General features: G+C 71.2%; 24 protein-coding genes. 6 read left to right on the forward strand and 18 right to left on the reverse strand.

Going from position 1 to position 26,715, the window contains the following annotated elements; translation table 11 throughout:
- Positions 1–101 precede the first annotated feature (101 nt).
- Together NQ165_RS13745 and guaB are read right to left on the reverse strand one after the other, a co-directional pair.
- Positions 102–1,220 carry a GuaB3 family IMP dehydrogenase-related protein gene (locus NQ165_RS13745; protein ID WP_257533930.1) on the reverse strand — a complete coding sequence of 373 codons (1,119 nt, stop codon included), beginning with the start codon at positions 1,218–1,220 and terminating at the stop codon, positions 102–104.
- Positions 1,221–1,304: 84 nt separating this feature from the next.
- The gene (guaB, locus tag NQ165_RS13750) at positions 1,305–2,807 is read right to left on the reverse strand and encodes an IMP dehydrogenase (RefSeq protein ID WP_257526374.1); all 1,503 of its coding nucleotides are present in this window, start codon (positions 2,805–2,807) and stop codon (positions 1,305–1,307) included.
- Between the two features lie 270 nt (positions 2,808–3,077).
- On the opposite strand from guaB, the gene NQ165_RS13755 reads away from it, so the two are divergent.
- Genes NQ165_RS13755 through NQ165_RS13770 form a run of 4 tightly spaced genes read left to right on the forward strand, consistent with a single transcriptional unit; the run spans position 3,078 to position 7,160 of the window.
- Positions 3,078–4,409, forward strand: coding sequence for a branched-chain amino acid ABC transporter permease (locus NQ165_RS13755; RefSeq protein ID WP_257533916.1), 1,332 nt, complete (start codon positions 3,078–3,080; stop codon positions 4,407–4,409).
- Between the two features lie 9 nt (positions 4,410–4,418).
- Entirely contained in the window at positions 4,419–5,396 is a 978-nt protein-coding gene (locus NQ165_RS13760; RefSeq protein ID WP_257526372.1) for a branched-chain amino acid ABC transporter permease, read from the forward strand.
- Between the two features lie 43 nt (positions 5,397–5,439).
- On the forward strand, positions 5,440–6,387 hold the full coding sequence (locus tag NQ165_RS13765) for an ABC transporter ATP-binding protein (RefSeq protein ID WP_257533931.1): 948 nt from the start codon (positions 5,440–5,442) through the stop codon (positions 6,385–6,387).
- The gene (locus NQ165_RS13770) at positions 6,384–7,160 is read left to right on the forward strand and encodes an ABC transporter ATP-binding protein (RefSeq protein ID WP_374679347.1); all 777 of its coding nucleotides are present in this window, start codon (positions 6,384–6,386) and stop codon (positions 7,158–7,160) included. Before NQ165_RS13765 ends, NQ165_RS13770 begins: the two co-directional genes overlap by 4 nt.
- A gap of 705 nt (positions 7,161–7,865) precedes the next feature.
- On the opposite strand, the gene NQ165_RS13775 is transcribed toward NQ165_RS13770, so the two are convergent.
- From NQ165_RS13775 to groES, 3 genes are all read right to left on the reverse strand, one after another.
- Complete coding sequence (locus tag NQ165_RS13775; RefSeq protein ID WP_257533917.1) at positions 7,866–9,128, reverse strand: ABC transporter substrate-binding protein; 1,263 nt, start codon at positions 9,126–9,128, stop codon at positions 7,866–7,868.
- Between the two features lie 183 nt (positions 9,129–9,311).
- Entirely contained in the window at positions 9,312–10,250 is a 939-nt protein-coding gene (rarD, locus tag NQ165_RS13780; RefSeq protein WP_257526370.1) for an EamA family transporter RarD, read from the reverse strand.
- Between the two features lie 83 nt (positions 10,251–10,333).
- The gene (gene groES / locus NQ165_RS13785; protein WP_257526369.1) at positions 10,334–10,630 is read right to left on the reverse strand and encodes a co-chaperone GroES; all 297 of its coding nucleotides are present in this window, start codon (positions 10,628–10,630) and stop codon (positions 10,334–10,336) included.
- 183 nt (positions 10,631–10,813) lie between these two features.
- On the opposite strand from groES, the gene NQ165_RS13790 reads away from it, so the two are divergent.
- Complete coding sequence (locus NQ165_RS13790; RefSeq protein WP_257533918.1) at positions 10,814–12,004, forward strand: class I SAM-dependent methyltransferase; 1,191 nt, start codon at positions 10,814–10,816, stop codon at positions 12,002–12,004.
- 32 nt (positions 12,005–12,036) lie between these two features.
- On the opposite strand, the gene NQ165_RS13795 is transcribed toward NQ165_RS13790, so the two are convergent.
- The 11 genes from NQ165_RS13795 to NQ165_RS13845 form a co-directional block, all read right to left on the reverse strand.
- Positions 12,037–12,702: a hypothetical protein gene (locus NQ165_RS13795; RefSeq protein WP_257533919.1), complete on the reverse strand. Its 666-nt coding sequence runs from the start codon at positions 12,700–12,702 to the stop codon at positions 12,037–12,039.
- On the reverse strand, positions 12,699–13,784 hold the full coding sequence (gene tsaD / locus NQ165_RS13800) for a tRNA (adenosine(37)-N6)-threonylcarbamoyltransferase complex transferase subunit TsaD (protein WP_257533920.1): 1,086 nt from the start codon (positions 13,782–13,784) through the stop codon (positions 12,699–12,701). The genes NQ165_RS13795 and tsaD overlap by 4 nt, the downstream gene beginning before the upstream one ends.
- Positions 13,781–14,365, reverse strand: a complete 585-nt coding sequence (rimI, locus tag NQ165_RS13805) for a ribosomal protein S18-alanine N-acetyltransferase (protein ID WP_257533921.1) — start codon at positions 14,363–14,365, stop codon at positions 13,781–13,783. The genes tsaD and rimI overlap by 4 nt, the downstream gene beginning before the upstream one ends.
- Positions 14,362–15,036 carry a tRNA (adenosine(37)-N6)-threonylcarbamoyltransferase complex dimerization subunit type 1 TsaB gene (gene tsaB / locus NQ165_RS13810; protein ID WP_257526364.1) on the reverse strand — a complete coding sequence of 225 codons (675 nt, stop codon included), beginning with the start codon at positions 15,034–15,036 and terminating at the stop codon, positions 14,362–14,364. Before tsaB ends, rimI begins: the two co-directional genes overlap by 4 nt.
- A gap of 76 nt (positions 15,037–15,112) precedes the next feature.
- The gene (gene tsaE, locus NQ165_RS13815; protein WP_257526363.1) at positions 15,113–15,616 is read right to left on the reverse strand and encodes a tRNA (adenosine(37)-N6)-threonylcarbamoyltransferase complex ATPase subunit type 1 TsaE; all 504 of its coding nucleotides are present in this window, start codon (positions 15,614–15,616) and stop codon (positions 15,113–15,115) included.
- A 124-nt stretch (positions 15,617–15,740) separates the two neighbouring features.
- On the reverse strand, positions 15,741–16,865 hold the full coding sequence (gene alr, locus NQ165_RS13820) for an alanine racemase (protein WP_257533922.1): 1,125 nt from the start codon (positions 16,863–16,865) through the stop codon (positions 15,741–15,743).
- Positions 16,862–17,272 carry a holo-ACP synthase gene (locus NQ165_RS13825; protein WP_257526360.1) on the reverse strand — a complete coding sequence of 137 codons (411 nt, stop codon included), beginning with the start codon at positions 17,270–17,272 and terminating at the stop codon, positions 16,862–16,864. Before NQ165_RS13825 ends, alr begins: the two co-directional genes overlap by 4 nt.
- Before the next feature lie 86 nt (positions 17,273–17,358).
- Positions 17,359–17,859 carry an SRPBCC domain-containing protein gene (locus NQ165_RS13830; RefSeq protein WP_257533923.1) on the reverse strand — a complete coding sequence of 167 codons (501 nt, stop codon included), beginning with the start codon at positions 17,857–17,859 and terminating at the stop codon, positions 17,359–17,361.
- Entirely contained in the window at positions 17,856–18,239 is a 384-nt protein-coding gene (locus tag NQ165_RS13835) for a helix-turn-helix transcriptional regulator (protein ID WP_257526357.1), read from the reverse strand. The genes NQ165_RS13830 and NQ165_RS13835 overlap by 4 nt, the downstream gene beginning before the upstream one ends.
- A 139-nt stretch (positions 18,240–18,378) precedes the next feature.
- The gene (glmS, locus tag NQ165_RS13840) at positions 18,379–20,232 is read right to left on the reverse strand and encodes a glutamine--fructose-6-phosphate transaminase (isomerizing) (RefSeq protein ID WP_257526356.1); all 1,854 of its coding nucleotides are present in this window, start codon (positions 20,230–20,232) and stop codon (positions 18,379–18,381) included.
- A 101-nt stretch (positions 20,233–20,333) separates the two neighbouring features.
- Positions 20,334–21,551 (reverse strand): triacylglycerol lipase, encoded by a 1,218-nt coding sequence (locus tag NQ165_RS13845; protein WP_257526355.1) that lies wholly within the window; start codon positions 21,549–21,551, stop codon positions 20,334–20,336.
- A gap of 953 nt (positions 21,552–22,504) precedes the next feature.
- Here NQ165_RS13845 and NQ165_RS13850 point away from each other — a divergent pair.
- The gene (locus NQ165_RS13850; protein ID WP_257526354.1) at positions 22,505–24,019 is read left to right on the forward strand and encodes a sugar transferase; all 1,515 of its coding nucleotides are present in this window, start codon (positions 22,505–22,507) and stop codon (positions 24,017–24,019) included.
- Positions 24,020–24,288: 269 nt separating this feature from the next.
- Here NQ165_RS13850 and NQ165_RS13855 read toward each other — a convergent pair whose 3' ends face one another.
- Together NQ165_RS13855 and coaA are read right to left on the reverse strand one after the other, a co-directional pair.
- Positions 24,289–25,422, reverse strand: a complete 1,134-nt coding sequence (locus NQ165_RS13855) for a DegT/DnrJ/EryC1/StrS aminotransferase family protein (protein WP_257526353.1) — start codon at positions 25,420–25,422, stop codon at positions 24,289–24,291.
- Positions 25,423–25,649: 227 nt separating this feature from the next.
- Positions 25,650–26,624: a type I pantothenate kinase gene (coaA, locus tag NQ165_RS13860; RefSeq protein WP_257526352.1), complete on the reverse strand. Its 975-nt coding sequence runs from the start codon at positions 26,622–26,624 to the stop codon at positions 25,650–25,652.
- Positions 26,625–26,715 lie beyond the last annotated feature (91 nt).

The following is a 26,715-nucleotide window of genomic DNA, read 5'->3' on the forward strand; positions in this document are numbered from 1 at the left end:
AAACTGCAGCGGCACGGCGGATGCCGCGGCATCCGCCGTCGACGCGCTCGTCGCCGACCCCGCACCGGGGGTGGCGTGCGTGTGCGGGTCGTGCGCGTGCATCACTTGGCTGCGTACGGCGCGACGACGACCTCGACGCGCTGGAACTCCTTGAGGTCCGAGTAGCCGGTCGTCGCCATCGACTTCTTGAGCGCGCCGATGAGGTTGGCGGTTCCGTCTGCGACGGGGGCCGGCCCGTAGAGCACGGACTCGAGGTTCATCTTCTGCTCGACGCGGATACGGCTGCCGCGCGGGAGCTGGGGATGGTGGGCTTCGGCGCCCCAGTGGTAGCCGCGCCCGGGGGCGTCGGTGGCGCGGGCGAGGGCGACGCCGAGCATGACGGCATCCGCCCCCATGGCGAGCGCCTTCACGATGTCACCCGAGGTGCCGACGCTGCCGTCGGCGATGACGTGCACATAGCGCCCGCCCGACTCATCGAGGTAGTCGCGGCGAGCGCCGGCGACGTCGGCGACGGCGGTCGCCATGGGTGCGTGGATGCCGAGCGTCGCGCGGGTGGTCGAGGCGGCTCCTCCGCCGAAGCCGACGAGCACGCCCGCCGCGCCCGTGCGCATGAGGTGCAGGGCCGCGGTGTAGGTCGACGCACCACCGACGATGACGGGCACGTCGAGGTCGTAGATGAATTTCTTGAGGTTCAGGGGCGCGTCGACGCTGGAGACGTGCTCGGCCGAGACGGTGGTGCCGCGGATGACGAACAGATCGACGCCGGCGGCGACGACGGTCTCGTACAGCTCCTGCGTGCGCTGCGGGGTGAGGGCGCCGGCGACGGTGACGCCTGCGGCGCGGATCTCGGCGAGCCGATCGCGCACGAGCTCGGGCTTGATCGGCTCGGCGTACAGCTCCTGCATGCGGGCGGTCGCGTTCTCGGCGGGGAGCCCTGCGATCTCGGCCAGCAGGGGGTCCGGGTCGTCGTAACGGGTCCACAGGCCCTCGAGGTCGAGCACACCGAGCCCGCCGAGACGGCCCAGCATGATGGCCGTCCGCGGACTGACGACGGAGTCCATCGGGGCGCCCAGCACCGGGATGTCGAACTGGAAGGCGTCGATGGCCCAGCCCGTCGAGACGTCCTCGGGGTTGCGGGTGCGCCGCGAAGGCACGACCGCGATGTCGTCGAACGCGTAGGCGCGGCGTGCGCGCTTGGCGCGGCCGATCTCGATCTCCATGCTCACCCCTCCAGCCTACCCGCCCCCTCTTCCCCACCCGCCGAGTGCGTGCTCGGGGGCCGGAAGGCGGCGGCGGTGCGCAGGCTACTTGCGGTAGTTCGGGGCCTCGACCACGATCTGCACGTCGTGGGGGTGGGACTCCTTCAGCCCTGCGGGGGTGATCCGCACGAATTTGCCGCGGGCCTTCAGCTCCTCGACCGTGCGGGCGCCGACGTAGAACATCGACTGGCGCAGGCCGCCGACGAGCTGGTAGGCCACCGCCGACACCGGTCCGCGGTACACCACCTGCCCCTCGATCCCCTCGGGGATGAGCTTGTCGTCGCTGGGCACGTCGGCCTGGAAGTAGCGGTCCTTGGAGTACGACGTCTTCTTGCCGCGCGTCTGCAGCGCACCGAGCGAGCCCATGCCGCGGTACTGCTTGTACTGCTTGCCGCCGACGAACACGATCTCGCCCGGCGACTCGTCGGTGCCGGCGAACAGCGAGCCGATCATCACGCTGTCGGCTCCCGCGACGAGCGCCTTCGCGATGTCGCCGGAGTACTGCAGCCCGCCGTCGGCGATCACCGGGACGCCGGCCTCGCGCGCTGCGAGGGATGCCTCGTACACCGCGGTCACCTGCGGCACGCCGACGCCGGCGACGACGCGGGTGGTGCAGATCGACCCCGGTCCGACGCCGACCTTGACGGCATCCACTCCCGCGTCGATGAGCGCCTGTGCGCCCTCGCGCGTGGCGACGTTGCCGCCGATGACGTCGATGTGGTCGAACGTCGGGTCGGCCTTGATGCGCCGCACCATGTCGATCACACCCGCCGACTGGCCGTTGGCCGTGTCGACGACCAGCACGTCCACCGCCGCGTCGCGCAGCGCCTCGGCGCGCTCCCACGCGTCGCCGAAGAAGCCGATCGCCGCACCCACGCGCAGGCGACCCTGCTCGTCCTTCGTGGCCAGCGGATACTTCTCGCTCTTGTCGAAGTCCTTGATCGTGATGAGACCGGCGAGCTTTCCGTCATCGTCGATGAGCGGCAGCTTCTCGACCCGGTGGTGGGCGAACAGGGCGATGACCTCGTTCGCCCCGATGCCGACCTTGCCGGTGATCAGTCCCTCGCTGGTCATGACGTCGCGCACCTTGGTGGTCTGCCGCTCGAAGCCGGAGACGAAGCGCATGTCACGGTTGGTGATGATGCCCAGCAGGCGCCCGTCATCGTCGACGACCGGCAGCCCGGAGATGCGGTACTGCGCGCACATGGCGTCGACCTCTTCGATCGACGCGTCGGGCGTGGTCGTGATCGGGTCGGTGATCATGCCCGACTCGCTGCGCTTGACGCGGTCGACCATCGCGGCCTGATCGGCGATGGAGAGGTTGCGGTGGATGATGCCGAGCCCACCCTCGCGGGCGATGGCGATCGCCATGCGCGCCTCGGTGACGGTATCCATGGCCGCGGCGATGAGCGGCGTTGCCACCGTGATGCGGCGGGTCACGCGCGAGGACGTGTCGGCGTCGCTGGGGATGACGTCTGTGTGCCCGGGAAGCAGAAGCACGTCGTCGTAGGTCAGTCCGACGAAGCCGAAGGGGTCGTTGTGATCCATGGGTGTGTCTCCTGCGCGCGCGGCGCGTTGTGCGGGTGTTCGACGACGGCCGGCGATGGCGCCTGTACTGATTCTAAGCGCCGGAAGGACCCGTTCATTCCCGCGCGCGTACCGCATCGTGCCGATGTCCGGGTCGCGCCGCGCCGCGTGAGAACGGCTTGGAAACGTACCGTAGGCGAAACAACGCCGACACATTACGCTCATACCGTCGTACATCGAGGCTGATGTCGAACCCGCGAATCGGCCTCCCGTACCGAAAGCGGAGGTTCCGTGAGTTCCACCACGACGACGCAGCGACGCAGCCCCCGATGGCTGGGTGTCCTCGTCGGTCTTCTCCTTGCTGCGGCTATGGCCCTGCTGGCAGCCCCGACAGGGGCACACGCCGCGACGACACCGCCCGACACCCCGGGTGGCGATCAGGAGCAGACCGACTACTACTTCGGCGGTGTCATCACCTTCGACGACGAGCCCGTCCCCGACGTCACCGTCGGGATCGAGGGTGGTGGCTTCGAAGCGGAGACCGTCACCGGCGCCGACGGCCGCTGGCGCCTCTATGTTCCCGAGAAGGACCCGTACACCCTCACCGTCGACGAGTCCACGCTTCCCGACGGCGTGATCGTCGAAGGCGAATCGGCGTCGCAGGAGGTGGAGTTCGGCCTCACCGGCTCGAAGATCGTCAACCTGTTCCTCGGCGAGGGGGTGCGCCAGACCACGTCGTTCATCGACCAGCTGGTCGAGCGCATCTTCAACGGCCTGAACTTCGGTCTGCTGCTGGCCCTCGCCGCCATCGGCGTCTCGCTCATCTTCGGCACCACGGGTCTGACGAACTTCGCCCACGCCGAGATGGTGACCTTCGGCGCGATCATCGCGATCGTCATGGGGACGTTCTGGCAGGTGCCGATGTGGATCACGATCCCGGTCGTGGTCATCGTCGGCGCAGCGTTCGGCTGGACGCTGGATGCCGGGCTGTGGCGGCCGCTGCGCCGCCGCGGGATCGGCCTCGTGCCGCTGATGATCGTCAGCATCGGCCTGTCGCTGGCGCTGCGATACCTGTATCAGTACTTCCTCACCGGTTCGACGTATCAGCTGCCCGGCGCCGGCTCCACCCGCATCCCGCTGTTCGGGGCGGTGCAGCTGTCTCCGGTGAGCCTGATGTCGATGGGCATCAGCATCATCGTCATCGTGGCGGTGGCACTGTGGCTGCTGCGCACCCGCGTCGGCAAGGCCACCCGCGCGATCTCGGACAACCCCGGGCTCGCCGCCGCGTCGGGCATCGACGTCGACCGGGTCGTCCGCATCGTCTGGATGATGGCCGCCGCCCTCGCGGCGCTCGCCGGCATCCTGTGGGGCTACTTCCGCCCCGGCGTGCGGTGGGACATGGGCGTGCACATCCTGCTGCTCATCTTCGCCGCCGTGACGCTCGGCGGTCTCGGCACCGCGTTCGGCGCCCTCGTCGGCGCCATCATCGTCGGTCTGCTGGTCGAGGTCTCGACCCTCTGGCTGCCGTCGGACCTGAAGTACGTGGGGGCGCTGGTCGTCCTCATCTTGATCCTGCTGGTGAGGCCCCAGGGAATCCTGGGCCGCAAAGAGAGACTCGGATAGGAGGCGACCATGGATTGGGGAGGCATTCTCAACAACACCGCGGGGTGGCTGTTCAGCCCGACGACGATCGCCTACGCCCTCGCGGCGACGGGCCTCGCGGTGCACTTCGGCTACGCCGGACTGCTCAACTTCGGCATGGCCGGATTCATGGCCATCGGCGCGTACAGCTACGCGATCTCGATCCTGTCGTTCGGGCTGCCCTGGTGGGTCGGCATCATCGTCGGCATGGTCGCGGCGAGCGTGTTCGCGCTCATCCTCGGCATCCCGACGCTGCGCCTGCGTGCGGACTACCTCGCCATCGTGACGATCGCGGCGGCGGAGATCGTGCGCCTGCTGTTCACGACGACGGCCTTCGACGAGTACACCAACTCGGCCGACGGTCTCGGCGGCTACCACGCCGGCTTCCGCGCGGCGAACCCGTTCCCCGAAGGGACGTACGGATTCGGCCCGTGGGTCTACACCGCCACCGAACTGTGGGTGCGGGTGTTCGGCCTGTTCCTGCTGGCCGTGGCGATCCTCATCGTGTGGTCGGTGATGCGCAGCCCGTGGGGCCGCGTGCTCAAGGGCATCCGCGAAGACGAGGATGCCGTGCGCTCGCTCGGCAAGAACGTCTTCGGCTACAAGATGCAGGCCCTCGTGCTCGGCGGCATCTTCGGGGCGATGGGCGGCGTCGTGTTCGCCCTGCCCTCGGCGGTGGTGCCGGCGACGTACACCACGAGCCTCACGTTCTTCATCTGGACGATCCTGCTGCTCGGCGGCGCCGCCACCGTGTTCGGTCCGGCACTGGGCGCGGTGATCTTCTGGGTGATCATGGCATTCCTCGACGGGGTGCTCCCGGCACTCGCGTCCCAGGGCATCCTGCCGATCTCGCCCATCCAGGCGGGCACCCTGCGCTTCGTCTTCGTCGGCGTCGCGCTCATGCTGCTCGTCATCTTCCGCCCGCAGGGCATCCTCGGCAACAAGAGGGAGCTGACCTTTGTCAAGTAACACGCCTCAGTCGCCACCCGAGCCGCCGCCGTCGACCGGCAGCATCCGCCGCCCGAAGACCAGCGGCCTGGCCAAGGGCGAACCGGTCCCCGGCGTCGCGAAGGTCGACCCGATCCTCATCGCCGACAACGTCACCCGTCGCTTCGGCGGCCTGACGGCCGTCGACGTCGAGCACCTGGAGATCCCGCGCAACGCGATCACCGCGCTGATCGGGCCGAACGGCGCGGGGAAGACCACGCTGTTCAACCTGCTCTGCGGCTTCGACAAGCCGAACTCGGGCACGTGGAGCTACGACGGCCAGCAGCTGTCCGGCATCCCGTCGTTCAAGGTCGCCCGCATGGGCCAGGTGCGCACGTTCCAGCTCACCAAGGCACTGTCTCTCCTGACGGTGCTGGAGAACATGAAGCTGGGCGCCACCAAGCAGATCGGCGAGCGGTTCTGGACGAGCATGCTGCCCTTCCTCTGGCGCAAGCAGGAGACCGAGATCGAGCAGAAGGCCCGCGAGCTGCTGGCGCGGTTCAAGCTCGACACCAAGGCCGACGACTACGCCGCATCGCTGTCGGGCGGTCAGCGCAAGCTGCTGGAGATGGCGCGGGCGCTGATGAGCGACCCCAACCTGGTCATGCTCGACGAGCCGATGGCGGGGGTGAACCCGGCACTGACGCAGTCGCTGCTGGACCACATCCTCGATCTCAAGGAGCTCGGCATGACCGTGCTGTTCGTCGAGCACGACATGCACATGGTGCGCCACATCGCCGACTGGGTGGTGGTGATGGCCGAGGGCAAGGTCGTCGCCGAGGGTCCGCCCGACAGCGTCATGCAGGACAAGTCGGTCATCGATGCCTACCTCGGCGCGCATCAGGACGTCGACCTCGGCGTGGTGACCGGTCGCGTCGCGGGAGAGCTGGACACGTCCGCGATGGCGCTGCTGGAGGAGATCCACGAAGAGGAAGAGGCGTCGATCGCCGAAGCCGAGGAGGAGACGAAGTGAGCGAGCCCTCAACCGGCGCAGGCCCCGGCGGCGCCACCGCGGTGTCTTCGGAAGTCGTGGTGAGCGTCGACGATCTGACCGCGGGATACCTGCCGGGTATCAACATCATCAACAACGCCAATCTCGTGGCGCATCGCGGTGAGCTCATCGGCATCATCGGCCCCAACGGCGCCGGCAAGTCGACGCTGCTCAAGGCGATCTTCGGCATGGTGAAGGTGCGGGGCGGCGAGATCACGCTCAACGGCGAGAGCATCGTCGGACTGAAATCCGACAAGCTCGTGCAGCGCGGAGTGGGCTTCGTGCCGCAGACGAACAACGTCTTCCCGTCGCTGACGATCGAGGAGAACCTGCAGATGGGTCTCTATCAGCGGCCGAAGGCCTACGCCGAGCGGCTGGAATTCGTCACCGGGATCTTCGCCGAGCTCGGCAAGCGACTCAAGCAGCGCGCCGGCTCGCTCTCGGGCGGCGAGCGCCAGATGGTGGCGATGAGCCGTGCGCTCATGATGGACCCGGCGGTGCTGCTGCTCGACGAGCCCAGCGCCGGCCTCTCACCGGTGCGCCAGGACGACGCGTTCATCCGCGTCTCCGACATCAACAAGGCGGGCGTGACGATCATCATGGTCGAGCAGAACGCGCGCCGCTGCCTGCAGATCTGCGACCGCGGATACGTGCTCGACCAGGGGCGCGATGCGTACCAGGGCACCGGCCGCGAGCTGCTGAGCGACCCGAAGGTCATCGGACTGTACCTGGGCACGCTCGGCGAAGACGACTGACGCGGGGCGCCCGGACGAGGGGGGGTGGATGCCACGGCATCCACCCCCCTTTCTCGCGCGCGTGAGCCGTGCACGGGCAGGCACCGCGGGCCGGGCCAGCGCGCGCGGGCGCCGCGGCACGGGCCAGCGCGGGCCTGTTCCGGTGTCGCAAATGGACCCTGCCCCGCGCAGGAACCAGCCAAACGCGACACTCGAGCAGCACGGGCGGGCACCGGCGTGCACGCGTCAGCACCGCGAACCGCGGGGCATCGCGCGGCCTGTTCCGGTGTCGCAAACGGACCATGCCCCGCGCAGCAACCGACCAAACGCGACACTCGAGCAGCACGGGCGGCCACCGGCGTGCACGCGTCAGCACCGCGAACCGCGAGGCGTCGCGCGGCCTGTTCCGGTGTCGCAAACGGACCCTGCCCCGCGCAGCAACCAGCCAAACGCGACACTCGAGCAGCACGGGCGGGCACCGGCGTGCACGCGTCAGCACCGCGAACCGCGAGGCGTCGCGCGGCCTGTTCCGGTGTCGCAAACGGACCATGCCCCGCGCAGCAACCAGCCAAACGCGACACTCGAGCAGCACGGGCGGCCACCGGCGTGCACGCGCAGGCACGGGGCAGCGCCGGCGGGCACCGGCGCGGGCAGGCCGCGGGCACGGGCACGCCACGGGCACGGGAAAGGCCCCGGAGCACGCGCTCCGGGGCCTTTCGAGCGGCGTCAGTTGACGCGCGTGTGGATGTTGTCGGCGCCGTACTGGAAGATGCCGATCGTCGCCTCGGTCGGGTCGCCGGCCTCGTCGAACGCGACGCCACCGGAGTAGCCGTCGTAGTCGGCGGTGCCGCCGTCGAGGATGATGTCGGCGCAGTCGGCGAACGACTCGCACTTCTCACCATCGCCGGAGCCGCCCGAGACCTCCGCCAGCGCACCGGCGATGTCGCCCGGGTCGGAGGAGTTGGCCGCGAGTGCGGCGAGCGCCAGCAGCACGACGGCGTCGTACGACTCCGCCGCGTAGTTGAAGTCGACCAGTTCGCTGCCGTCCTGCTCGAGCCACTGGGCCGACAGGCGCTCCTGGAAGTCGTCCGAAAGCACCGGGCCGGGCTGGGTGCCCTTCGATCCCTCGATCGACACCGGCATGTCGGCGCCCCACTGCGAGATGTTGCCATCCACGAAGTAGAAGTCCGCGCCGTCGAAGCCGCTGTTCACGAACGACGGGACGATGGTCGCTGTCTCCTCGAACCCGATCACCGCGATGGCGTCGGGGTTCTCGGCGAGGATCGACGAGACCTGTGCGCTGAAGTTCGTGTCACCCAGGTTGTACGACTCGCTGGCGACGACCTCGCCACCGGTGGCGGTGAAGGTCTCGCTCAGCGCGGCCTCGAGGCCGGTGCCGTAGGCATCGTTCAGGTAGATGATGCCGAGGGCCTTGTGGCCGTCCTCCGCGATGAGGTTGCCGAGCACCTCGCCCTGCAGCAGGTCGCTGGGGGCGGTGCGCCAGTAGAGGTTGTCGTCGTCCCACGTCGTGAAGTCCGGCGACGTGTTCGCCGGCGAGAACGTGATGACGCCGGCACCGACGGCCTGGTCGAGGAACAGCTTGGTCACACCCGACGACGCGGCGCCGATGAGGGCCTGCACCCCGTTGCCGAGCAGGCGCGGCACGGTGGTCTCGTAGGCCTTGTTGTCGGTGTCACCCGAGTCGCCGTACTCCACCTCGACGGTGATGCCCTTGTCCGCCTCGTTGATCTCGGCGACGGCCAGGCCCACACCCGCCTCCTCCGGCGGGCCGAGGTATGCCAGCGAGCCGGTCTGCGGCAGAACGGTGCCGATGCTGAGGGTGAGTGCCTCGCGCTCCTCGGTCGGCCCCGCGGAGGTCTCTGCGGGCTCGCTCGTACCGGCACAGCCGGCCAGGATCATCGCGCTCGCCCCGGCCACGGCGACGACGCCGAGGAACGAGGAACGGCGCGAACGTGTGAAGACGCTCATAGTGCTCCCTAATTGTGGTGAAAGACACGGAAGGTCGGGCGCCGTGCCAGTGGGTCCCAACCTAAACCCCGCTCCTCACCCGCAATGTTGCGATGTGTTAACGGTCTGAAACAGAACAGTCTCGGAACGATAACGGCGGCGCCCGCATTTGATATGAGCGGATGCCGGAGCGACGGCATCCGCTCAGGTCACCGCGCCGAGGTCGTCCACCCCGCGCGGCCGCCGGGCATGACGGAGCGAGTCGGCGGTGAGCAGGGTGAGCGCGAGCCACACCAGCGCGAAGCCCGCCCAGCGTTCGGGCGGCATGTCCTCACCGAGCCACACCCCGATCGCGAACTGCAGGATGGGCGCGACGAACTGCAGCAGGCCCATGACCGTCAGTGGCGCACGCCGCGCGCCGGCGGCGAAGAAGAGCAGCGGCGTGGCGGTGATGACCCCGGCGAGCCCGAGCAGCACGGCGTGCCCGATACCGGCGGTGCCCATCGTGATACCGGTGGTCGCGCCGACGACGATGAGCTGCACGATCGCGACCGGCAGCAGCCAGAACGACTCGAGGGTCAGGCCGCTGACGGCATCCACCGCCGGACCCAGCTGCTTCTTCACCAGCCCGTACAGGCCGAACGAGGCGGCGAGGGTGAGGGCGATCCACGGGAAGGCGCCGTAGCCGACGACGATGACCACGACCGCCGCTGCGGCGATGCCGAGGGCGACCCACTGCGTGACCCGCAGGCGCTCACGCAGCACCAGCACCCCGAGCAGCACCGTCACGATCGGATTGATGAAGTATCCGAGGCTCGCCTCGAGCACGTGGCCCGTGAGCGTGGCGATGAGGAAGACCTGCCAGTTGACGTAGATCAGCGCCCCGGCGACGGCCGTCCACAGCAGCAGGCGCGGCCGGCGCACGATCGCGATGATCTTCGGCCACGACCGGGTCACCGTCAGCAGCAGCAGGCAGAAGACGAACGACAGCAGCACCCGCCAGGACACGACCTCCCACGGGCCGGTGGGGGCGAGCACGAGGAAATAGAGGGGCATGAAGCCCCACAGGAAGTAGGACGCGAAGGCGTACACCCCGCCGAGCAGGCGCTCGCGGGCGGGGTCGGCGGCAGGGGCTGTCGTCACCGCCTCAGCCTAGAGCCGCCGCAACGACGAAGGCCCCGGATGCCAGTGGCATCCGGGGCCTTCAGAAGTGAAGAGCAGTCCGATCAGCGGACGACGACAGCCAGCACGTCGCGGGCCGACAGCACGAGCAGCTCGTCGCTACCGAACTTGACCTCGGTGCCGCCGTACTTGCTGTAGATCACGCGGTCGCCGACGGCGACGTCGAGCGGAATGCGGTTGCCGTTGTCGTCGATGCGGCCGGGGCCCACGGCGACGACCTCGCCCTCCTGGGGCTTCTCCTTCGCGGTGTCAGGAATGACCAGCCCGCTGGCGGTGGTCTGCTCGGCCTCGACCTGCTTGATGACGATGCGGTCCTCGAGCGGCTTGATGGAAACCGACACGGTCTACCTCTTTCTTGGAACTGAAGACTCGTTAGCACCCACCTGTTGAGAGTGCTAACGCAAGTGTACGGGCGCACTGGCACTCATGCAACGCGAGTGCCAGTCGAGGTGACGCCCCGTGACGCCGGCCGGTCGCGCAGCCACGTGGCGGCGCGCGACGGCCGGCCACCCTAGGCTGAACGGGTGGACTTGTCCGAGCTGACCGCGTTGCTGACCCCCGAAGGGCTGCGGCTGCTCGACGCGACCGGTCCCATCCGCAGCACCGCCGACGCGGCCGCTGCGGTGTCGCGACTGCGGGCTGCGGGGCACTCCCCTGATCTGGTCTCCGCCGTCGTCGGCCAGGCCAGGCTGCGGGTGAAGGCAGAGGCGAAGTTCGGCGAGTTCGCCGATCGGATGCTCTTCACGCGCGCGGGCCTGGAGCAGTCCACGCGGCTGGCGGTCGCCGCGCGTCACGCCGGCCGCTTCCGCGACGCCGGCTTCTCCCGCGTGGCCGATCTCGGCTGCGGCATCGGCGGCGACGCGCTGGGCCTGGCCGCCCTGGGCCTGGAGGTCGAGGCCGTCGAAGCCGACGAGGTGACCGCGGCGATCGCGGCGTACAACCTCGCCCCGTTCGGCCAGCAGGTGCGGGTGCACCACGGTCGCGCGGAGTCGTTCGACGTCCCCTCGGTCGACGCGGTCTGGCTCGATCCGGCCCGTCGTACCGCCGGTCACACCGAGACCACCCGACTGGGCCCCGACGCCTGGTCGCCCTCGCTGGAATGGGTCTTCTCGCTGGCCGAGCAAACGCCGGCGGGCATCAAGCTGGGTCCTGCCTTCGACCGCACGGCCCTGCCGGCCGACGTCGAGGCGCAGTGGATCAGCGTCGACGGCTCGACCATCGAACTCGTCGTGTGGACCGGCCGCCTCGCGCGTCCCGGCATCCGCCGTGCCGCCCTCGTGCTGCGCGGCGACACCGCCCATGAGATCACCGCCGCCGCCGACGCACCCGACGCACCGGTGCGCGAGCTCGGCGCGTTCGTGCACGAGCCGGACGGCGCCGTGATCCGCGCCAGGCTGATCGGCGAGGTCGCCCGGCGGCTGGATGCCGGGATGCTCGCCCCGGGCATCGCGTACCTCACCGGCGATGCCGCCATGACGAGCCCGTTCGTGTCGAGCTTCCGGGTGCGCGAGCGTCTGCCGGCCGATGTGAAGAATCTGTCCAAGGCGCTGCGCGAGCGGGGCATCGGCACCCTGGAGATCAAGAAGCGCGGGGTCGACGTCGACCCGGCGACGCTGCGGACGAAGCTCAAGCTGTCGGGCACCGCCTCGGCGACCCTGCTGCTCACCCGCGTGGGCAGCAAGCGGCTGGCGCTGCTGGCAGACCGCGTCGTCTGAGCCCGCGGGGCGCGCTGACGCCCCGGGCGCCGTCAGCCGAGCAGGTCGGACGTCTGTGCGGCCCACACGAGCCACCCCGCGCTGTACAGCACGGACAGCACGCCGAGCACGAGCGCCCACACCGCGATGGGGCGGCTCTCCAGTGGCCGGCACAGTGCGACGATCGCGGCCACGGCCGCGCCGATGCCGAGGGGGAAGCCCCAGCCGACGAACCACGAGACGACGACCGCGACGATCGCGAATCCGAGGGCCCATCCGGCGATGCCGACGCCGGGGCGCTGCGGCTCGGTCCAGGTGGGAACCGTGCCGGTGGTGGCGACCGCGACGTCCACCGGCGCGGTCGGGAGGCGATGGAAGCCGCCCCGGTGCTCCCCCGGCAGCCGCGGCGCCTCGTCGGCGGGGACGACGTCGGGTGACGGCGGCTCGACCCGCGGGTCTGCGGCGGGCGGCGGGTCTGCGGCGGGCGACGGGTCGGGCAACGGCGGGGGGACGGCGGGCCACGACGGTGAGACGGCGGGTGGCGGCGGCGGGACGGCCGCGGCGGGCGACGCGGCAGTGGCGGGCGGCGGGACCGCGGCTGCGGCGGGCGCCGGGACAGCCGGGCCCGACGGCGCGGCCGGCGCGACGGGAGCGGCCGGCTCCGTCGGACCCGCGTCGCGGCGGCGGCGGCGCGTGGCATCCGGGCGTTCGTCGCTCATGCGGGCACCTCCTCAGCCACCTGGATCTCGGTGACCGGCAGCGTCGAGTCCGCACCGAAGTGCAGGGTCGAGGGCGGCCGGCCCGCGGTGATGAGCTCGGCGGCGAGCCCTGCGATCATGGCGCCGTTGTCGGTGCACAGGCTCAGCGGCGGGATCCGCACGGTCACCCCCACCTCGGCGGCGCGGGCGAGGGCCACCTCCCGCAGGCGCCGGTTGGCGATGACACCCCCGCCCAGCAGCAGCCGCGGCACGTCGTGGCGCACGCAGGCGTCGAGCGCCTTGGTGACGAGCACGTCCACGACCGCCTCCCGGAAGGATGCCGCGACGTCGGCGGCCGGCACCGGCTCCCCCGCTGCCTCGCGCTGCTCGATCCAGCGCGCCACGGCGGTCTTCAGCCCCGAGAACGAGAAGTCGTAGCGGTGCTCGGCCATGTCCGAGGCGCGGGAGAGACCGCGGGGGAAGCGGATGGCCGCCGGGTCGCCGGCCGCGGCGGCGCGGTCGATCTCGGGGCCGCCGGGGTACGGCAGCCCCAGAATGCGGGCCACCTTGTCGAACGCCTCGCCGGCGGCGTCGTCGACGGTCTCGCCGAGCATCTCCACATCTGTGGTGAGGTCGCGCACCAGCAGCAGCGAGGTGTGGCCGCCGCTGACCAGCAGCGCCACGGTGGGGTACTCCACCGCGTCTCCGGTCAGCAGGTCGGCGGCGATGTGCCCCACGAGGTGGTTGACGGCGTACAGGGGCACGCCCAGCCCGACCGCGAGGGCTTTGGCCGCGCCCACTCCGACCATGAGCGCCCCCGCGAGTCCGGGGCCGCTGGTGACGGCCACGGCGTCGAGATCGGCCAGCGAGAGCGGCCGTCCCTCGGCGGCGGACGCGTCAGCCAGGGCGCGCTCGATCGCCGGCTGCAGCGCTTCGAGGTGGGCGCGCGCGGCGATCTCGGGCACGACGCCGCCGTAGCGGGCGTGCTCGTCCATAGAGCTGGCGATGGTGTTGGCGAGCAGGCGCCGGCCGCGGACGATGCCGATGCCGGTCTCGTCGCAGCTGGTCTCGATGCCCAGCACGAGCGGGTCGACACGGTTCACAGGCGATCCTCCCGGGGTGCGGTGTCGGCGGTGCGGGTCGCGATCGCCGCGTCGTCGGTGAGGGCGACGTCGGCGCTCGTCGTGAGCCTGTCACCGACGCCGGGGTCGGGGACGGACGATGTGGCCCAGCTGCGCAGGTCGAGCCGCATCACGACGGCATCCACGTCGTCCGGCTGGTAGTAGCGGGGGCGACGGCCGAGTTCGGTGAAGCCCTCCGATGCGTACAGCGCGGCCGCGACGGGATTGTCGGCACGCACCTCGAGGAAGACCTCCGCGGCGCCGCGGCTCGCCGCCTCGGTCAGCAACGCCCGCAGCAGGGTGCGCCCGTAGCCGCGTCCACGGGCGGCGGCCGCGACGGCGATGGTCTGCACATCGGCATCCTTCGCCCCGGCCGGTGCGCGCAGCCCGGCGTAGCCGACCAGCACGCCCGCCTCTTCGAGGGCGAGGTAGCGCCCGTGCGGCGACGCGATCTCGGCGCGCATGGCCGTCTCGCTCCACGCGTCGGTGGGGAAGGCGGCCCGCTCGAGCGCCATGATGGCCCCGAGGTCGGCCACCGTGGCGGTGCGCACGCCCGCGCTCACGCGCCGACCTTCTTGCGCGGCGCCGGAACGGACACGTCCGGGGTGCGCAGGTACAGCGGCTCGGCGGGGCCGAGGGGCCGGCCGGCGGCGAGGGTGCGTGCGGCGACGAGCGCGAGCAGCGTCGCCGGCACCGCAGTGGCGTCGTGGCGGCGGGCATCGAGGGTGCCGAGTCGGGCATCGAGGTCGTCGCGCGGGACGAGGGCGGGACCGGCGACGCACACGGGCAGGCCGTCGTCGTCCATCCCCTCGTAGACGGAGTACGCGAACTCGCGGCGGCGGGCATCGGTGACGACGGCGAACCGCGGGGTGTCTTCCCCGGCGATCGCGTCGGCGAGCAGCACCTCCAGCGCGACGGCGTGGTGACTGGGGACGGGCACGAGCGGGATGCCGCGCGCCAGCGCGAAAGCGGTCGCCGCGGCGATGCCCACCCGCAGGCCGGTGAACGGACCGGGGCCCATCCCCGCGGCCACGTGCGTGAGCGCGACGGGCTCGGGTGCGCCGGTGGCTCCCACGGGCCCGTAGGCCGCCTCGTCGAGCACCTGCCGCAGCAGGTCGCCGATCACCTCGGCGTGGCCGAGCGGGTTGGCGGCGGCGGCGGAAGCGCGCACGACGCCGTCATCCTCGACGATGGCGAGCGCCGTTCCGAGCGAGGTGTCGATGCCGAGGATCACCCTCCCAGGCTACCCGCGCGGGCGCGTGGCATCCTCGTCCCGGCTGCAGGCGCGCACCGGCCGGGCCCTCGTCGGTTCAGGGGCGACGGGAGACGACGACCCGGCGCGGGGTGTCGGCGTCGAGTTCCTCGGTGGCGCGGGAGAACGTGCCGCAGGCGGTGTCGACACCGCGGCCGTGCCACTCGCGGTCGAGCTCCACCTCCCACCAGTCGTCACGCAGGCCGGGCACCATGTCGCGTCCCCACTCCACCACCACGACGGAGCCGTCGAGGTCGATGTCGAGGTCGTCGAGCTCGGCCGCCGAGCCGAGCCGGTACGCGTCGACGTGCACGAGAGCAGGGCCGCCCACGAGCGACGGGTGGGTGCGGGCGATGACGAAGGTGGGGCTCTGCACGGGACCGCGCACTCCCAGACCCGCCGCGATCCCGCGCGTCAGCGTGGTCTTGCCCGCTCCGAGCGCCCCGGTGAGCACCACCAGGTCGCCCGCGCGCAGGCTCTCGCCGAAGGCGCGGCCGAGGGCCTCCATGTCGGCCGGGGAGTCGATCTCGCGCTCGCCGACGAAGCCATCCAGTCCGCTCATCGCCGCCCTCCCGTGCACATCGTCGCCGATCCGGGCGCCAGGCAGGGCAGAGACCGGTTGCGCGCGCCGACCCCGCCCGCGATGGCGACGTTGTGCGCGGCCGGCGCGGTGCGGGCTGCCCCGATCACGACGACACCTCGCTGCGGGGAACGCGCTGCCCGATGCGCGTGACGATCTCGTAGTTGATCGACCCGGATGCCGTGCCCCATTCGTCCGCCGCCGGCACGCCCCGCTCCGGGTCGCCGAAGAGCACCGCCTCGTCCCCCACCGCCACCGGGGCATCGCCCACGTCGACCACGAACTGGTCCATGGCGATGCGCCCGGCCACCGTGTACCGGCGACCGCCGATCACGACCGGGCCGCGACCCGAGGCGGCGCGCGGCACGCCGTCGGCGTAGCCCAGCGGCACCAGGGCCAGCGTCGTCTCGGTCTCGGTGCGGTGGGTGTACCCGTACGACACCCCCTGGCCTGCGGGCACGCGGCGGACGGCGGCGACGGCGGCGCGCAGCGTCATCGCGGGACGGAGCCCCAGGTCGGCAGATGTGCGGTCGTCGAACGGCGACAGCCCGTACATGCCGATGCCGATGCGCACGCAGTCCAGCCGGGCTTCGGGCAGTGCGATCGCGGCATTCGTCGCGGCGATGTGGTGCACCTGCGGGGCGAGCCCGGCCGCCGAGGCCAGGGCGGCCGCCTCGTGGAACGTCTTCAGCGCGACGCGATCGTCTTCGACGGAAGTGTTGGAGAGGTGGCTGAACAGACCGGCGACCCGCACCTCGCCCTGCCTCTCCAGCCGCGCAGCCTCGGCGAACGCCTCGGTCCAGTCCGCCGGCGCCAGGCCGTTGCGGCCCAGTCCGGTCTCGACCTTCAGGTGCACGGACACCGGACGATCGGCGGATGCCGCCGCGGCGGCGGCCCGCAGCTGATCGCCGCTCGAGATCCCCAGTTCGATGCCCTGCGCCGCCGCGTCGGCGAACGATGCACCGGGGGCGTGCAGCCACGCGAGCACGGGCGCATCGATGCCGGCGCGTCGCAGCTCCAGCGCCTCCTGCACATCCACGACGCCCAGGCGGGTGGCACCGGCGGCGAGGGCGACCCGCGCGGTGCGTGCCGCGCCGTGCCCGTACCCGTCGGCCTTGACCACGGCGAGCACCTCGACGCCGGTGAGCTGTCGCAGGTGGCGCACGTTCGCGCCGATCGCACCGACATCGACGACGGCTTCGCGCAGGAGGCCGGCCGGCATCCGCGTCATGATGCACCCTCGACGGCGGGTGCGGCCACGCCCACGCCGCCCACGGCACCGGCGCCGAGCGCCTCGGCCACGACATAGGCGGTGGCGAAGCCGCCGTCGTGCGAGAGCGACAGATGCAGGGTCGTGATGCCCCGCTCGGCCACGACGTCGGCCGTCGAGCCGGTGAGGGTGAACCAGGGGCGGCCGGAGGGCTCCGGCGTGATCTCGATCTCGGTCCAGTGCACGCCGTCCGAGCCGCCGAGCGCCTTGATGAGTGCTTCCTTCGCGGCGTAGCGGGCGGCCAGCGACCGCGCCGGCAGCTTCCGCTCGGTGGGCGAGAACAGGCGCTCGACCAGGCGCGGCGTGCGCTCGAGCGACCGTTCGAACCGGGGGATGTCGACGAGGTCGATGCCGATTCCGACGATCACGCGGGCCTCCCTGGCGTCGCAGATCGGACCGTGCGCCGCCTCTGCCAGCCTACTCCGCGACGCGGCGGGAGCGCCCTGCGGCCCGGTCAGAGCTCGGCGAACCGCGCTTCGCAGCCGGGGGCGAGATCCTCGTACCGCCGCTGCCATCCCTCGCCGTCGCGATCGGCGCCGGGTGTGCGCAGGTGCGCGTCGAGCGCTTCGAGATAGGCGCGCCAGCCGGCCGCGTACGAAGAGGACCGGATGCCGGTGTGCTCGAGCACGAGCCGGGTGCCGCCGTCGACGGTCTCCAGCCGCACGACCAGCTCGGTCGGCTCCTCCCCCACGGCCTGCCAGACGGTCGTGAACCCGCGCGGCGGGTCGCATGCGGCGATGGTTCCGCTGCCCCACGCGCCCTCTCCGTCGCCGTCGGCGACCTCCCACCGGCCGCCCAGTGCGAGGTCGCCGGAGTAGTCCGCCATCCACCGCGCCAGCCGGTCGCGCTGGGTGACCGCTGCCCACAGGTCGTCGAGGTCGGTGGCGTAGACCTCGTCGTAGACGAGGCGGTAGCCGTCGCCGTGCCGCTGGATGAGGGGGCTGCCGAGTGTCATGAGGCGTCCTTTCGTCGGGGTGAGGGATGCCGCGCCGGTGCGGCATCCGCCGACCGCGCCGTGGCACGTGCGCCGCGGGCGATCTCGGTGTGGAGGGCGTCGAGACGTTGCGCCCACGGTGCCCGCAGGCGCGCGAGCGCAGCCTCCGCCGCCGCCAGCCCTGCTGGATCGACGGCGTAGATGCGGCGGGTCCCCTCGGGCGTCGACGTCACGAACCCGTTGTCGCGCAGCACCCGCAGGTGCTGCGACACCGCCGGCTGCGAGATGCCGTACTCGCTGCGGATCAGCTCGACGAGCGCCCCCGCGGGCTGCGCGCCATAGGCGAGCACCTCGAGGATCCGCCGCCGGGCGGCATCCGCCAGCACATCGAACACGTCCACGTCAGGACTATATAAGTAGCAACTTATCTAACGCAACGACGGAAAGAAACCGCAGACCACCCGCAGAAGGACGCCCGGGGCACGGCGCCCCACGCCCCGACGCCCGCGGGAGGGATGACTCCCCCGCGGGCGATCGTGCTCACTCGACGGTGACGGACTTCGCGAGGTTGCGGGGCTGGTCGACGTCCAGTCCCTTGGCGGTGGCCAGGCCCATCGCGAAGATGTGCAGCGGAACGACCGCCAGCAGCGGCTCGAACAGCGGCCCCGCCAACGGGATGCGCAGCACCTCGTCGGCGTACGGCAGCACCGCGGCGTCGCCCTCTTCGGCGACCGCGATGACGCGAGCGCCGCGCGCACGGATCTCCTGGATATTGGAGACGACCTTCTTGTGCAGCTCGGCGGACTCGCGCGGCGAGGGGACGATGACGAAGACCGGCTGTCCGGGCTCGATCAGCGCGATCGGGCCGTGCTTGAGCTCGCCGGCGGCGAAGCCCTCGGCGTGGATGTACGAGATCTCCTTGAGCTTGAGCGCTCCCTCGAGGGCGATCGGGTAGCCGACGTGGCGCCCGAGGAACAGCACGGAGCGGGTGTCGGCCATCCAATGGGCGAACTGCTCGATGTGCGCCTGCTCCTCGGCGAGGATGTGCGCGATCTTGGCGGGGACCGCCTCGAGTTCGCGCGCATGCTCGGCGACCTGCACCTCGGTCAGCGCACCGCGCAGGCGACCGACGTGCAGCGCCAGCAGGTACAGCGCGGTGATCTGTGCGATGAACGCCTTCGTCGAGGCCACGGCGACCTCGGGTCCGGCGTGGGTGTAGACGACGGCATCCGATTCCCGGGGGATGGTGGCGCCCTGGGTGTTGCAGATCGAGAGGGTCTTCGCGCCGTGCGCCGAGGCGTACTTCACCGCCATCAGCGTGTCCATCGTCTCGCCGGACTGGCTGATCGACACCACGAGGGTGTCGGGTCCGATCACCGGGTCGCGGTAGCGGAACTCGTGGGCCAGCTCCACGTCGACGGGGATGCGCGTCCACTGCTCCAGGGCGTACTTGCCCACCATCCCGGCGTACGCGGCGGTGCCGCACGCGAGGATGACGATGCGGTTGACGCCGAGGAACAGCTCGTCGAGTCCGTCGAGCTCGGGGATCTGCACGACGCCCTCGTGGATGCGACCGAGCACTGTCTTGGCGACGGCCTCGGGCTCCTCCGAGACCTCCTTCGCCATGAACGACGGCCAGCCGCCCTTCTCCGCGGCGGACGCGTCCCACACCACCTCGAACGGCTCCACCTCGACGTCGTTGCCGTCGAAATCGGTGACGGTGACGGCATCGGGCGTGATCGCGACGATCTGGTCCTGACCGATGGCCAGGGCGTTGCGGGTGTGCTCCACGAACGCGGCGACGTCGGAGCCGAGGAAGTTCTCGCCCTCACCCAGGCCGATCACCAGCGGCGAGTTGCGGCGAGCGCCGACCACCACGCCGGGGCTGTCCTGGTGCATCGCCAGCAGGGTGAACGCGCCCTCCAGCTGGGACACGACGGACCGGAATGCCGCGACGAGGTCGCCGCTCTGCTCACGGTAGGCCCGCCCGAGGAGCACCGCCGCCACCTCGGTGTCGGTCTCACTGCGGAACGTGTAGCCCTCCGACACGAGCTCGGCCTTCAGGTCGGCGAAGTTCTCGATGATGCCGTTGTGGATGACGGCGAGACGGTCGTCGTCGGCAAGGTGCGGATGCGCGTTGGCGTCGGTGGGCGCACCGTGCGTTGCCCACCGCGTGTGGCCGATCCCGGTGGTGCCGTCGGGCATCGGGTGCGCGGCGAGGTCGTCGCGGAGCACGCTCAGCTTGCCCGCCCGCTTGCGGGTGCCCATGTGCCCGGTGTCGTCGATCACGGCGACACCGGCCGAGTCGTAGCCCCGGTATTCCAGACGGGCCAGGCCGGAGAGGAGGATGTCCTGGCTCGGCCGCGGGCCGACGTATCCGATGATTCCGCACATGCTTGCGATCCTAAACCGGATCGTCGTGGGCACCTCACGCACGCGGGCTGGGCACCACCGCTGCGCTGTCCGCTCGTCGATGCCCGTGGGCCACGCGTCGATCAGGGCACGCGGGCCATGGGACCCCGCGCCGGCATCCCGGTGAGCACGCGCACCACGTCGTCGACGACGTCGCGGTTGCGCAGCAGCCCGTCGTGGGCGCACTCGCCTCCGCCGAACGGCACGACGGCGTCACCGCGGAGCAGGGCCGCGATGCCGAGCGCGTCCGGAGACACCCGCTCCTCGCAGCGCGCCTCGAAGGTGGTGTCGGCATCTGCGACGGCGGATGCACGAGAGACCAACCCGTCACCGAACGACAGCACCATCTCGCCGACGCGCAGCCGGGCGTCGCCGGCCACGGCGTGCACGGCGAGGGACTCGGGCCATGCCGGCATCGAGCGCAGCTCCTCCGATCCGACATGCAGCGCGCGCCCCGCCTCGCCCGTGTTGGCGATCGAGGTGCGCAGCCACGTCGGCAGCCCGCAGCCGTTCATCGCGTCCGCCGCCAGGTCGCGATTGCACAGATCCACCAGCGCCGGCACGATGAGCGCCCGCGCGGCGGAGCCGGCGCCGATGACGGTGCCGGTCACCAGCGAGATGGCGTCGAGGAGGGCGGCGGCATCCGAGCCGAGGCTGGGGGTGCCGACGGTCACGACCTGCCCGACCAGGGGCACGAGGTCGGGGTGCGCGGAGACCGCGTGACGCATCGCCAGGCCTCCCATCGAGTGCGCGACCACGTCGACGGGGGCCTGGGTCTGCTCGGCCAGGGTGCGGATGGCATCCGCCAATCCGTCCACGACCGCGTCGCCACCCACCCACGCCGAGGAGGTCTGCGAGTAATCGAATGCGTGCAGCGTCGTCCCCGGGAGCGCCTCGAGCGCCTCCTGCACCGAGCCGGGCGCCGCGGACGATGCCATGGGACGGCCGAGAGCGGCCGCCGAGACCTTCCCGCCATCCGCCGCCGCGTGATGTGCGAACGGGGACTGGGCGATACCCGGCTGGGCGCCGTCGGCGCTCGGCAGGGACGTGCTCAACCAGCCGTGCACGAACAGCACGGCCTGGTCGGCCTCGGCGACCCGCTCGGGATCGGACAGACTCACCAGCGTTCCCCGCGCCGCATCCGCCCGGTCGGAAGGCGCCGCGGTGGAGCGCTCTGCGGCCGGGGCGGCGTCGGCGGCGGCATGCGACGGCAACGGCACCCCTGAGCTGGTGTAGACGATCACCGCAACCAGGCCCAGCGCGATGCGGGCGATCTGAGAACCGCGGAGCCGGCCAGGCACCCTGAGGCGCCGGGGCGACGCGCTCTGCGTGGCCGCAGCGTTCGCCGCCGGTCGCACCGGAGCGGACGTCTCTGATGCGCTCGTGCGGGCGCTCAGCAGAGACGTCCGACGGGTGGACGACCTGCGGCGATGATGCGCCATCAGGCGGATCTCGAGCGCGCGATGGTAACCCCCATATCACCGATTATGGGGGGTAACCACGGCGTGTCGACAACAGCCGGCAGCCGGGCGCGAAGCGGGGCCCTCTCGGGCCAGCCATTTGGGGACTGATTCACTCGAGAGGGCCCCATACCGCGCACTCTCGAGCGCTCCGTTGGGGACGGTACACGCTCGAATCGCCGCTTGGGGGGCAGCTGAGTTATTCGCGTCGGCGCGTCAATGCTAGCGGATGTCCCTAGACCGAGGGCGGATGCGGCGCGCCCGAACTGACACGAGTCATCTGCGCCCGCCATGGGGAGCAGTCCCCTGTTCTGGGCCACGGCAATCTGTGTAATATGGCCGCCGACGGGCGAGGGCCTGAGGCATTTGGGGAGTCCCGGGCGATTCACCTCCCGTCGAACCATGGGGGCATTGGGGACACCGTGCACCGTGGGGGGACGTTGTGCCGTGCATACGATCGTGTGCACGGCACAACGTGTATTCGGGGGCGTGGTCGCGCCGCAGCGGTGATCACGCGCCCCGGCGAATCGCTTCCCCTCCGCCCGCCCCGTGTGGCATACTCAACCCACGCCCGCCCCCTCGGGGGCCGCGGAGCTCCGAGGGGTCGGACTCCGCTTCGGTCCGATGTGGGAATCGGACCGCGACAGGACGGGCGCCTTGCTGGGGGATGCGCGGACTTGTCCGCGCAGGGGGACACTGGGGAACGCGTTCATGGGGAAACGGCTAGTTCTGCGCACGCATTCGCGCGCACTCCGTCGGCTCGAGACGGATCCGTTCGACGCCGGAGCGCGTCGGTGAGCGGCGCGACCGTATCGCTGGGGGCAGCGACCGCTCCGCTGGGGGACGTGACGACGTCGCTGGGGGGCGGCACTGCTGTCAACGCTCCCCGATTCCTGCCCCTGCTGGAGCGTCGGCTCACCGTCGTCCGGCGACGGCGGGCGATCGGCGCTGCCGTCGACGTGGCGGCGATCCTCTCGAGCACGGCGCTCGCCCTCGCGGTGATGCCGCCCTTCGGCGCCGCAGGCGTCGTCGCGCTCGTGCAGGCGGGCGTCTTCGCGGCCGTGTGGATCGTGGGGCTGCTGGTGGCGCGGGGGGCGGGTGCCCGCCGCGACGCCGGTCGGCGGTTCGGCGTGATCGCCGCGGCTCAATCCGCCGCGGCCGCGCTGGCTCTGGTCGCGATCACGACGGCCGCCATGGGGTGGCCGATGGTCCCGCAGCTCGCGCTGGTCGCGGCGCCTGCCGGCATCACAGGGCTCGTGGGGGCGCGCGCTGTACGGCTGGTCGTACGGCTGCGCCGGCGCGACAACGCGGAACTCGCGCCGCGCACCCTGATCGTGGGCGACCGCGACGCCGTCGAGCACACGATCCGCTCCCTGCGCATGGATCCGCGGCTTCAGCACCACGTCGTGGGCACAGCCCTGCGGGAGACGGACAGCAGCGTGCTGACCGTCGACGGCCTCACCTACCCCGTGCTGGGGTCGCCGGGACAGGCCGCGGACATCGCCCGTGAGCTCTGCGTCGAGACGGTCATCGTCGCGGGGGCGACGGATGACCCGGACTTCACCCGGCGGCTCAGCTGGAGCCTGGAGGGCGCGGCCACCGACCTGGTGTTCGCCACCCGCCTGACCGACGTGGTCCGCTCCCGCATCTCGGTGGAACGGACGCACGGGCTGGCCCTGACACGCGTCAGGCTCCCCCGGTTCGACCACTCGCGGATGAGCGCGAAGCGGGCGCTCGACGTGGCCGTCGCGCTCGTCGCGCTCGTCCCGATCGCGTTGATCACACCGATCATCGCCCTGCTGATCACCATGGACACTCCGGGGGGCGTGTTCTTCAGACAGCAGCGGATCGGGCGCGATGGGCGCGAGTTCGGCATCCTGAAGTTCCGCACGATGCGCGCAACGGCCGAGACCGAGCGGGAGGAGCTCATCGGTCACAACGAGGGCGCCGGGCCGCTGTTCAAGATGAAGGCCGACCCGCGTGTGACGAGGGTGGGCAAGGTGCTGAGGCGGTTCTCGCTCGATGAGCTTCCGCAGTTCTGGAACGTGCTGATGGGCGAGATGAGCGTCGTGGGGCCGCGGCCCCCGCTGCCCGACGAGGTGCGCGGCTATGACCGCGCGGTGCTGCGCCGGCTGTACGTGCAGCCCGGCATCACCGGCCTCTGGCAGGTCAGCGGACGCAGCGACCTGTCATGGGACGAGAGCGTCCGTCTGGATCTGCACTACGTCGAGAACTGGTCGCTGGCCACCGACCTGCGCATCATCATGCGCACCGCGGCGGTCATGGTGCGGCCCCAGGGCGCCTACTGATGCGGGGGACGGTCGCAGGCGCCCCCGGCTCTCGAGCTTCCGTGCTCTTCCGCGGGGATCCGCGGCGGGCCACGGACCAGTTGTGGCGGCTCATGTCCTGATCCGGGCGATGGATGCCAGCACCCTACGGGGCCTGCGGCCCGCCCGGCCGGGCATCCGTTGCCCCCTCCCCCTGAGGGGCATGAGCCGTCCACTCCCCCGGCACCCCGGTCATCGGGCAGGGCCTGGCCGGCGCCGTCGCCGGATCCCAGCCCGTGCCGTGTCGCCGATCACACGGGCGAGCGCAGCACCTCGATGACCCGATCCTGATCGTCCTGGCTCATCGTGTGGAACATCGGCAGCACCAGCGTGTGGTCGGTGAGACGGTCCGTCGCGGGCAGTCCGTTCGTGGGGACGACGTCCCGGTACGGAGGCTGCCGGTGGGATGCCATGACGCCGCGGCGAGCGGACACATCTGCTTCGGCGAGCGCGGCCAGCAGCCCGTCGCGGTCGGTGGGGTACTCATCGAGCACCTCCACCCAGAACGACTGCACATTTCCTGTCCCGTAGTCGGGATCCGCGACGGGCCGCAGCCCGGGTATCCCGCGGATGGCGGCGCGGTAGCGCGCGGCGAGCTCGCGCCGACGCTGGACGACCAGCGGCAGGCGCTGCAGCTGCACCCGGCCGATCGCCGCCTGCATGTCGGTCATGCGGAAGTTGTATCCCACCTCGGCGTACTCCTCGACGAGCGGCAGCACCGACGCGCGGCGCTCGGCCCCGGAGACCGTCGCGGCGTGGTCGCGCAGCCGACGTGCGCGCTTGGCCCAATCGCCGCGCGCGGTGGTCAGCATGCCGCCTTCCCCCGTGGTCACGAGATTCCTCGGGTGGAAGGACCACGCCACGATCTCCGCTCCGGCCCCCACCGGCCGACCCTTGTACGTGGAACCGGCGCCGCACGCGGCATCCTCGATCACGATGATCCCGAGCGGATCGGTCGCGCTGCGCACGTCATCGAGGTCGACGGGCACGCCTCCCTGGTCCACGGCGATCACGGCTTTGGTCGCAGAGGTGATCGCCATGCTCACCGTCGTTCCCGTCACGTTCCCCGTGATCGGGTCGACATCGGCGAACACGGGGTTCGCTCCCACATGGCGCACGGCGTTGATCGTCGCGATGAAGCAATACGAGGGCACGACGACGTCATCCCCCGGACCGATCCCTGCAACGCGCAGCGCGAGGTGACGCGCGGTCGTACCGCTGGTCGTCGCCACGGCGAAGCGCCCGTCCACGGCCTCGGCGAACTCCCGCTCGAACTGCGCCACCCTCGGCCCTTGCGCGATCCAGCCGCTGGCGATGACCTCGGTGACGGCCTCGACCTCTTCGCGGCCCAGCCAGGGGACCATGAAGGTGACCCGCGTGCTCATCACCTCTCCGCCGCGGAGTGAACACGTGCCGGCGATTTCCCCATGAATCCCCCCATCGCCTGCCACCCCGCAGGGGTCGGCAGGAATCCGGTCCTCCGCGCTTCGGGTGAGACGCGGACCGCGCCACCCCTGGCGCGGACGGACCGACATCCCCGTTCGCAGTGTATCCAGAAGTGGTTGCGCGGCACCAGCGCCGGTTCAGGCGGCGGCCCGGCGGCATCCGCCGGTCAGAGCTTGCGCAGCAGCACCCGCTCCACGGCGTGGTCGGCGCCCTTCTCCAGCACGAGCGTCGCACGGTGCCGGGTGGGCTCGACGTTCTCCCGCAGGTTGGGGAGGTTGATGTCGTTCCAGAAGCCCAGCGCGAGGGTCACGGCCTCGTCGTCGCCGACGCCGGCGAAGCGGTTGAAGAACGAGTTCGGGTTGGTGAACGCGGCGCGACGCAGCGCCAGGAACCGCTCGACGAACCACTGCCTGATGTGTTCGGCATCGGCGTCGATGTAGATCGAGAAGTCGAAGAGATCACTGACCGCCACGTCGTTGGGGGACGGCGGCGGCTGCAGCACGTTCAGGCCCTCGACGATGACGACGTCGGGACGGCGCACGGTGACCTGCGCGTCGGTGATGATGTCGTACCGCATGTGCGAGTAGAACGGCGCCCGCACCTCGCCGGCTCCGCTTTTGACCTCGGTGAGGAACTGCACCAGGGCGCGGCGGTCGTACGACTCCGGGAATCCCTTGCGGTGCATGATGCCCCGGCGCTCGAGCTCGGCGTTGGAGTAGAGGAATCCGTCTGTGGTCACCAGTTCGACGCGCGGAGTCCCGGGCCAGCGGCTCATCAACTCGCGCAGCAGGCGCGCGATGGTGGACTTGCCGACGGCGACGGAGCCGGCGACCCCGACCACGAAGGGCGTCGTGGTGTCCAGCTCCCCCAGGAACGCACTCTCCTCCGCGCCCAGGCGTTTGGTGTTCTCCGCGTACAGCGACAGCAGCCGGCTGAGCGGGAGATAGACCTGACGCACCTCGTCGAGGTCGAGCCGGTCGCCGATGCCGCGCAGCTGCACGACCTCGGTCTCGGTCAGCGGGTTCGGGATGCCGCCGGCCAGCCGCGCCCATTCGGGTCGGTCGATCTCGCGGTAGAGCTCCCGCGCCAGAGGTGCGGGAGCGGGAGCATCGGCGTCGCGCGCGGCAGTGGTCTCGGCCATCGCGCCCATCGTATCGGTGCGACGGTGCGGGTCCACGCACCCGCACGGGCGACGCCGTGCACGGCCGACCGCCTCGCGGCCGAAGCGACGC

The sequence above is a fragment of the Microbacterium sp. zg.Y1084 genome (assembly GCF_024623595.1).
Lineage (GTDB): Bacteria > Actinomycetota > Actinomycetes > Actinomycetales > Microbacteriaceae > Microbacterium > Microbacterium wangruii.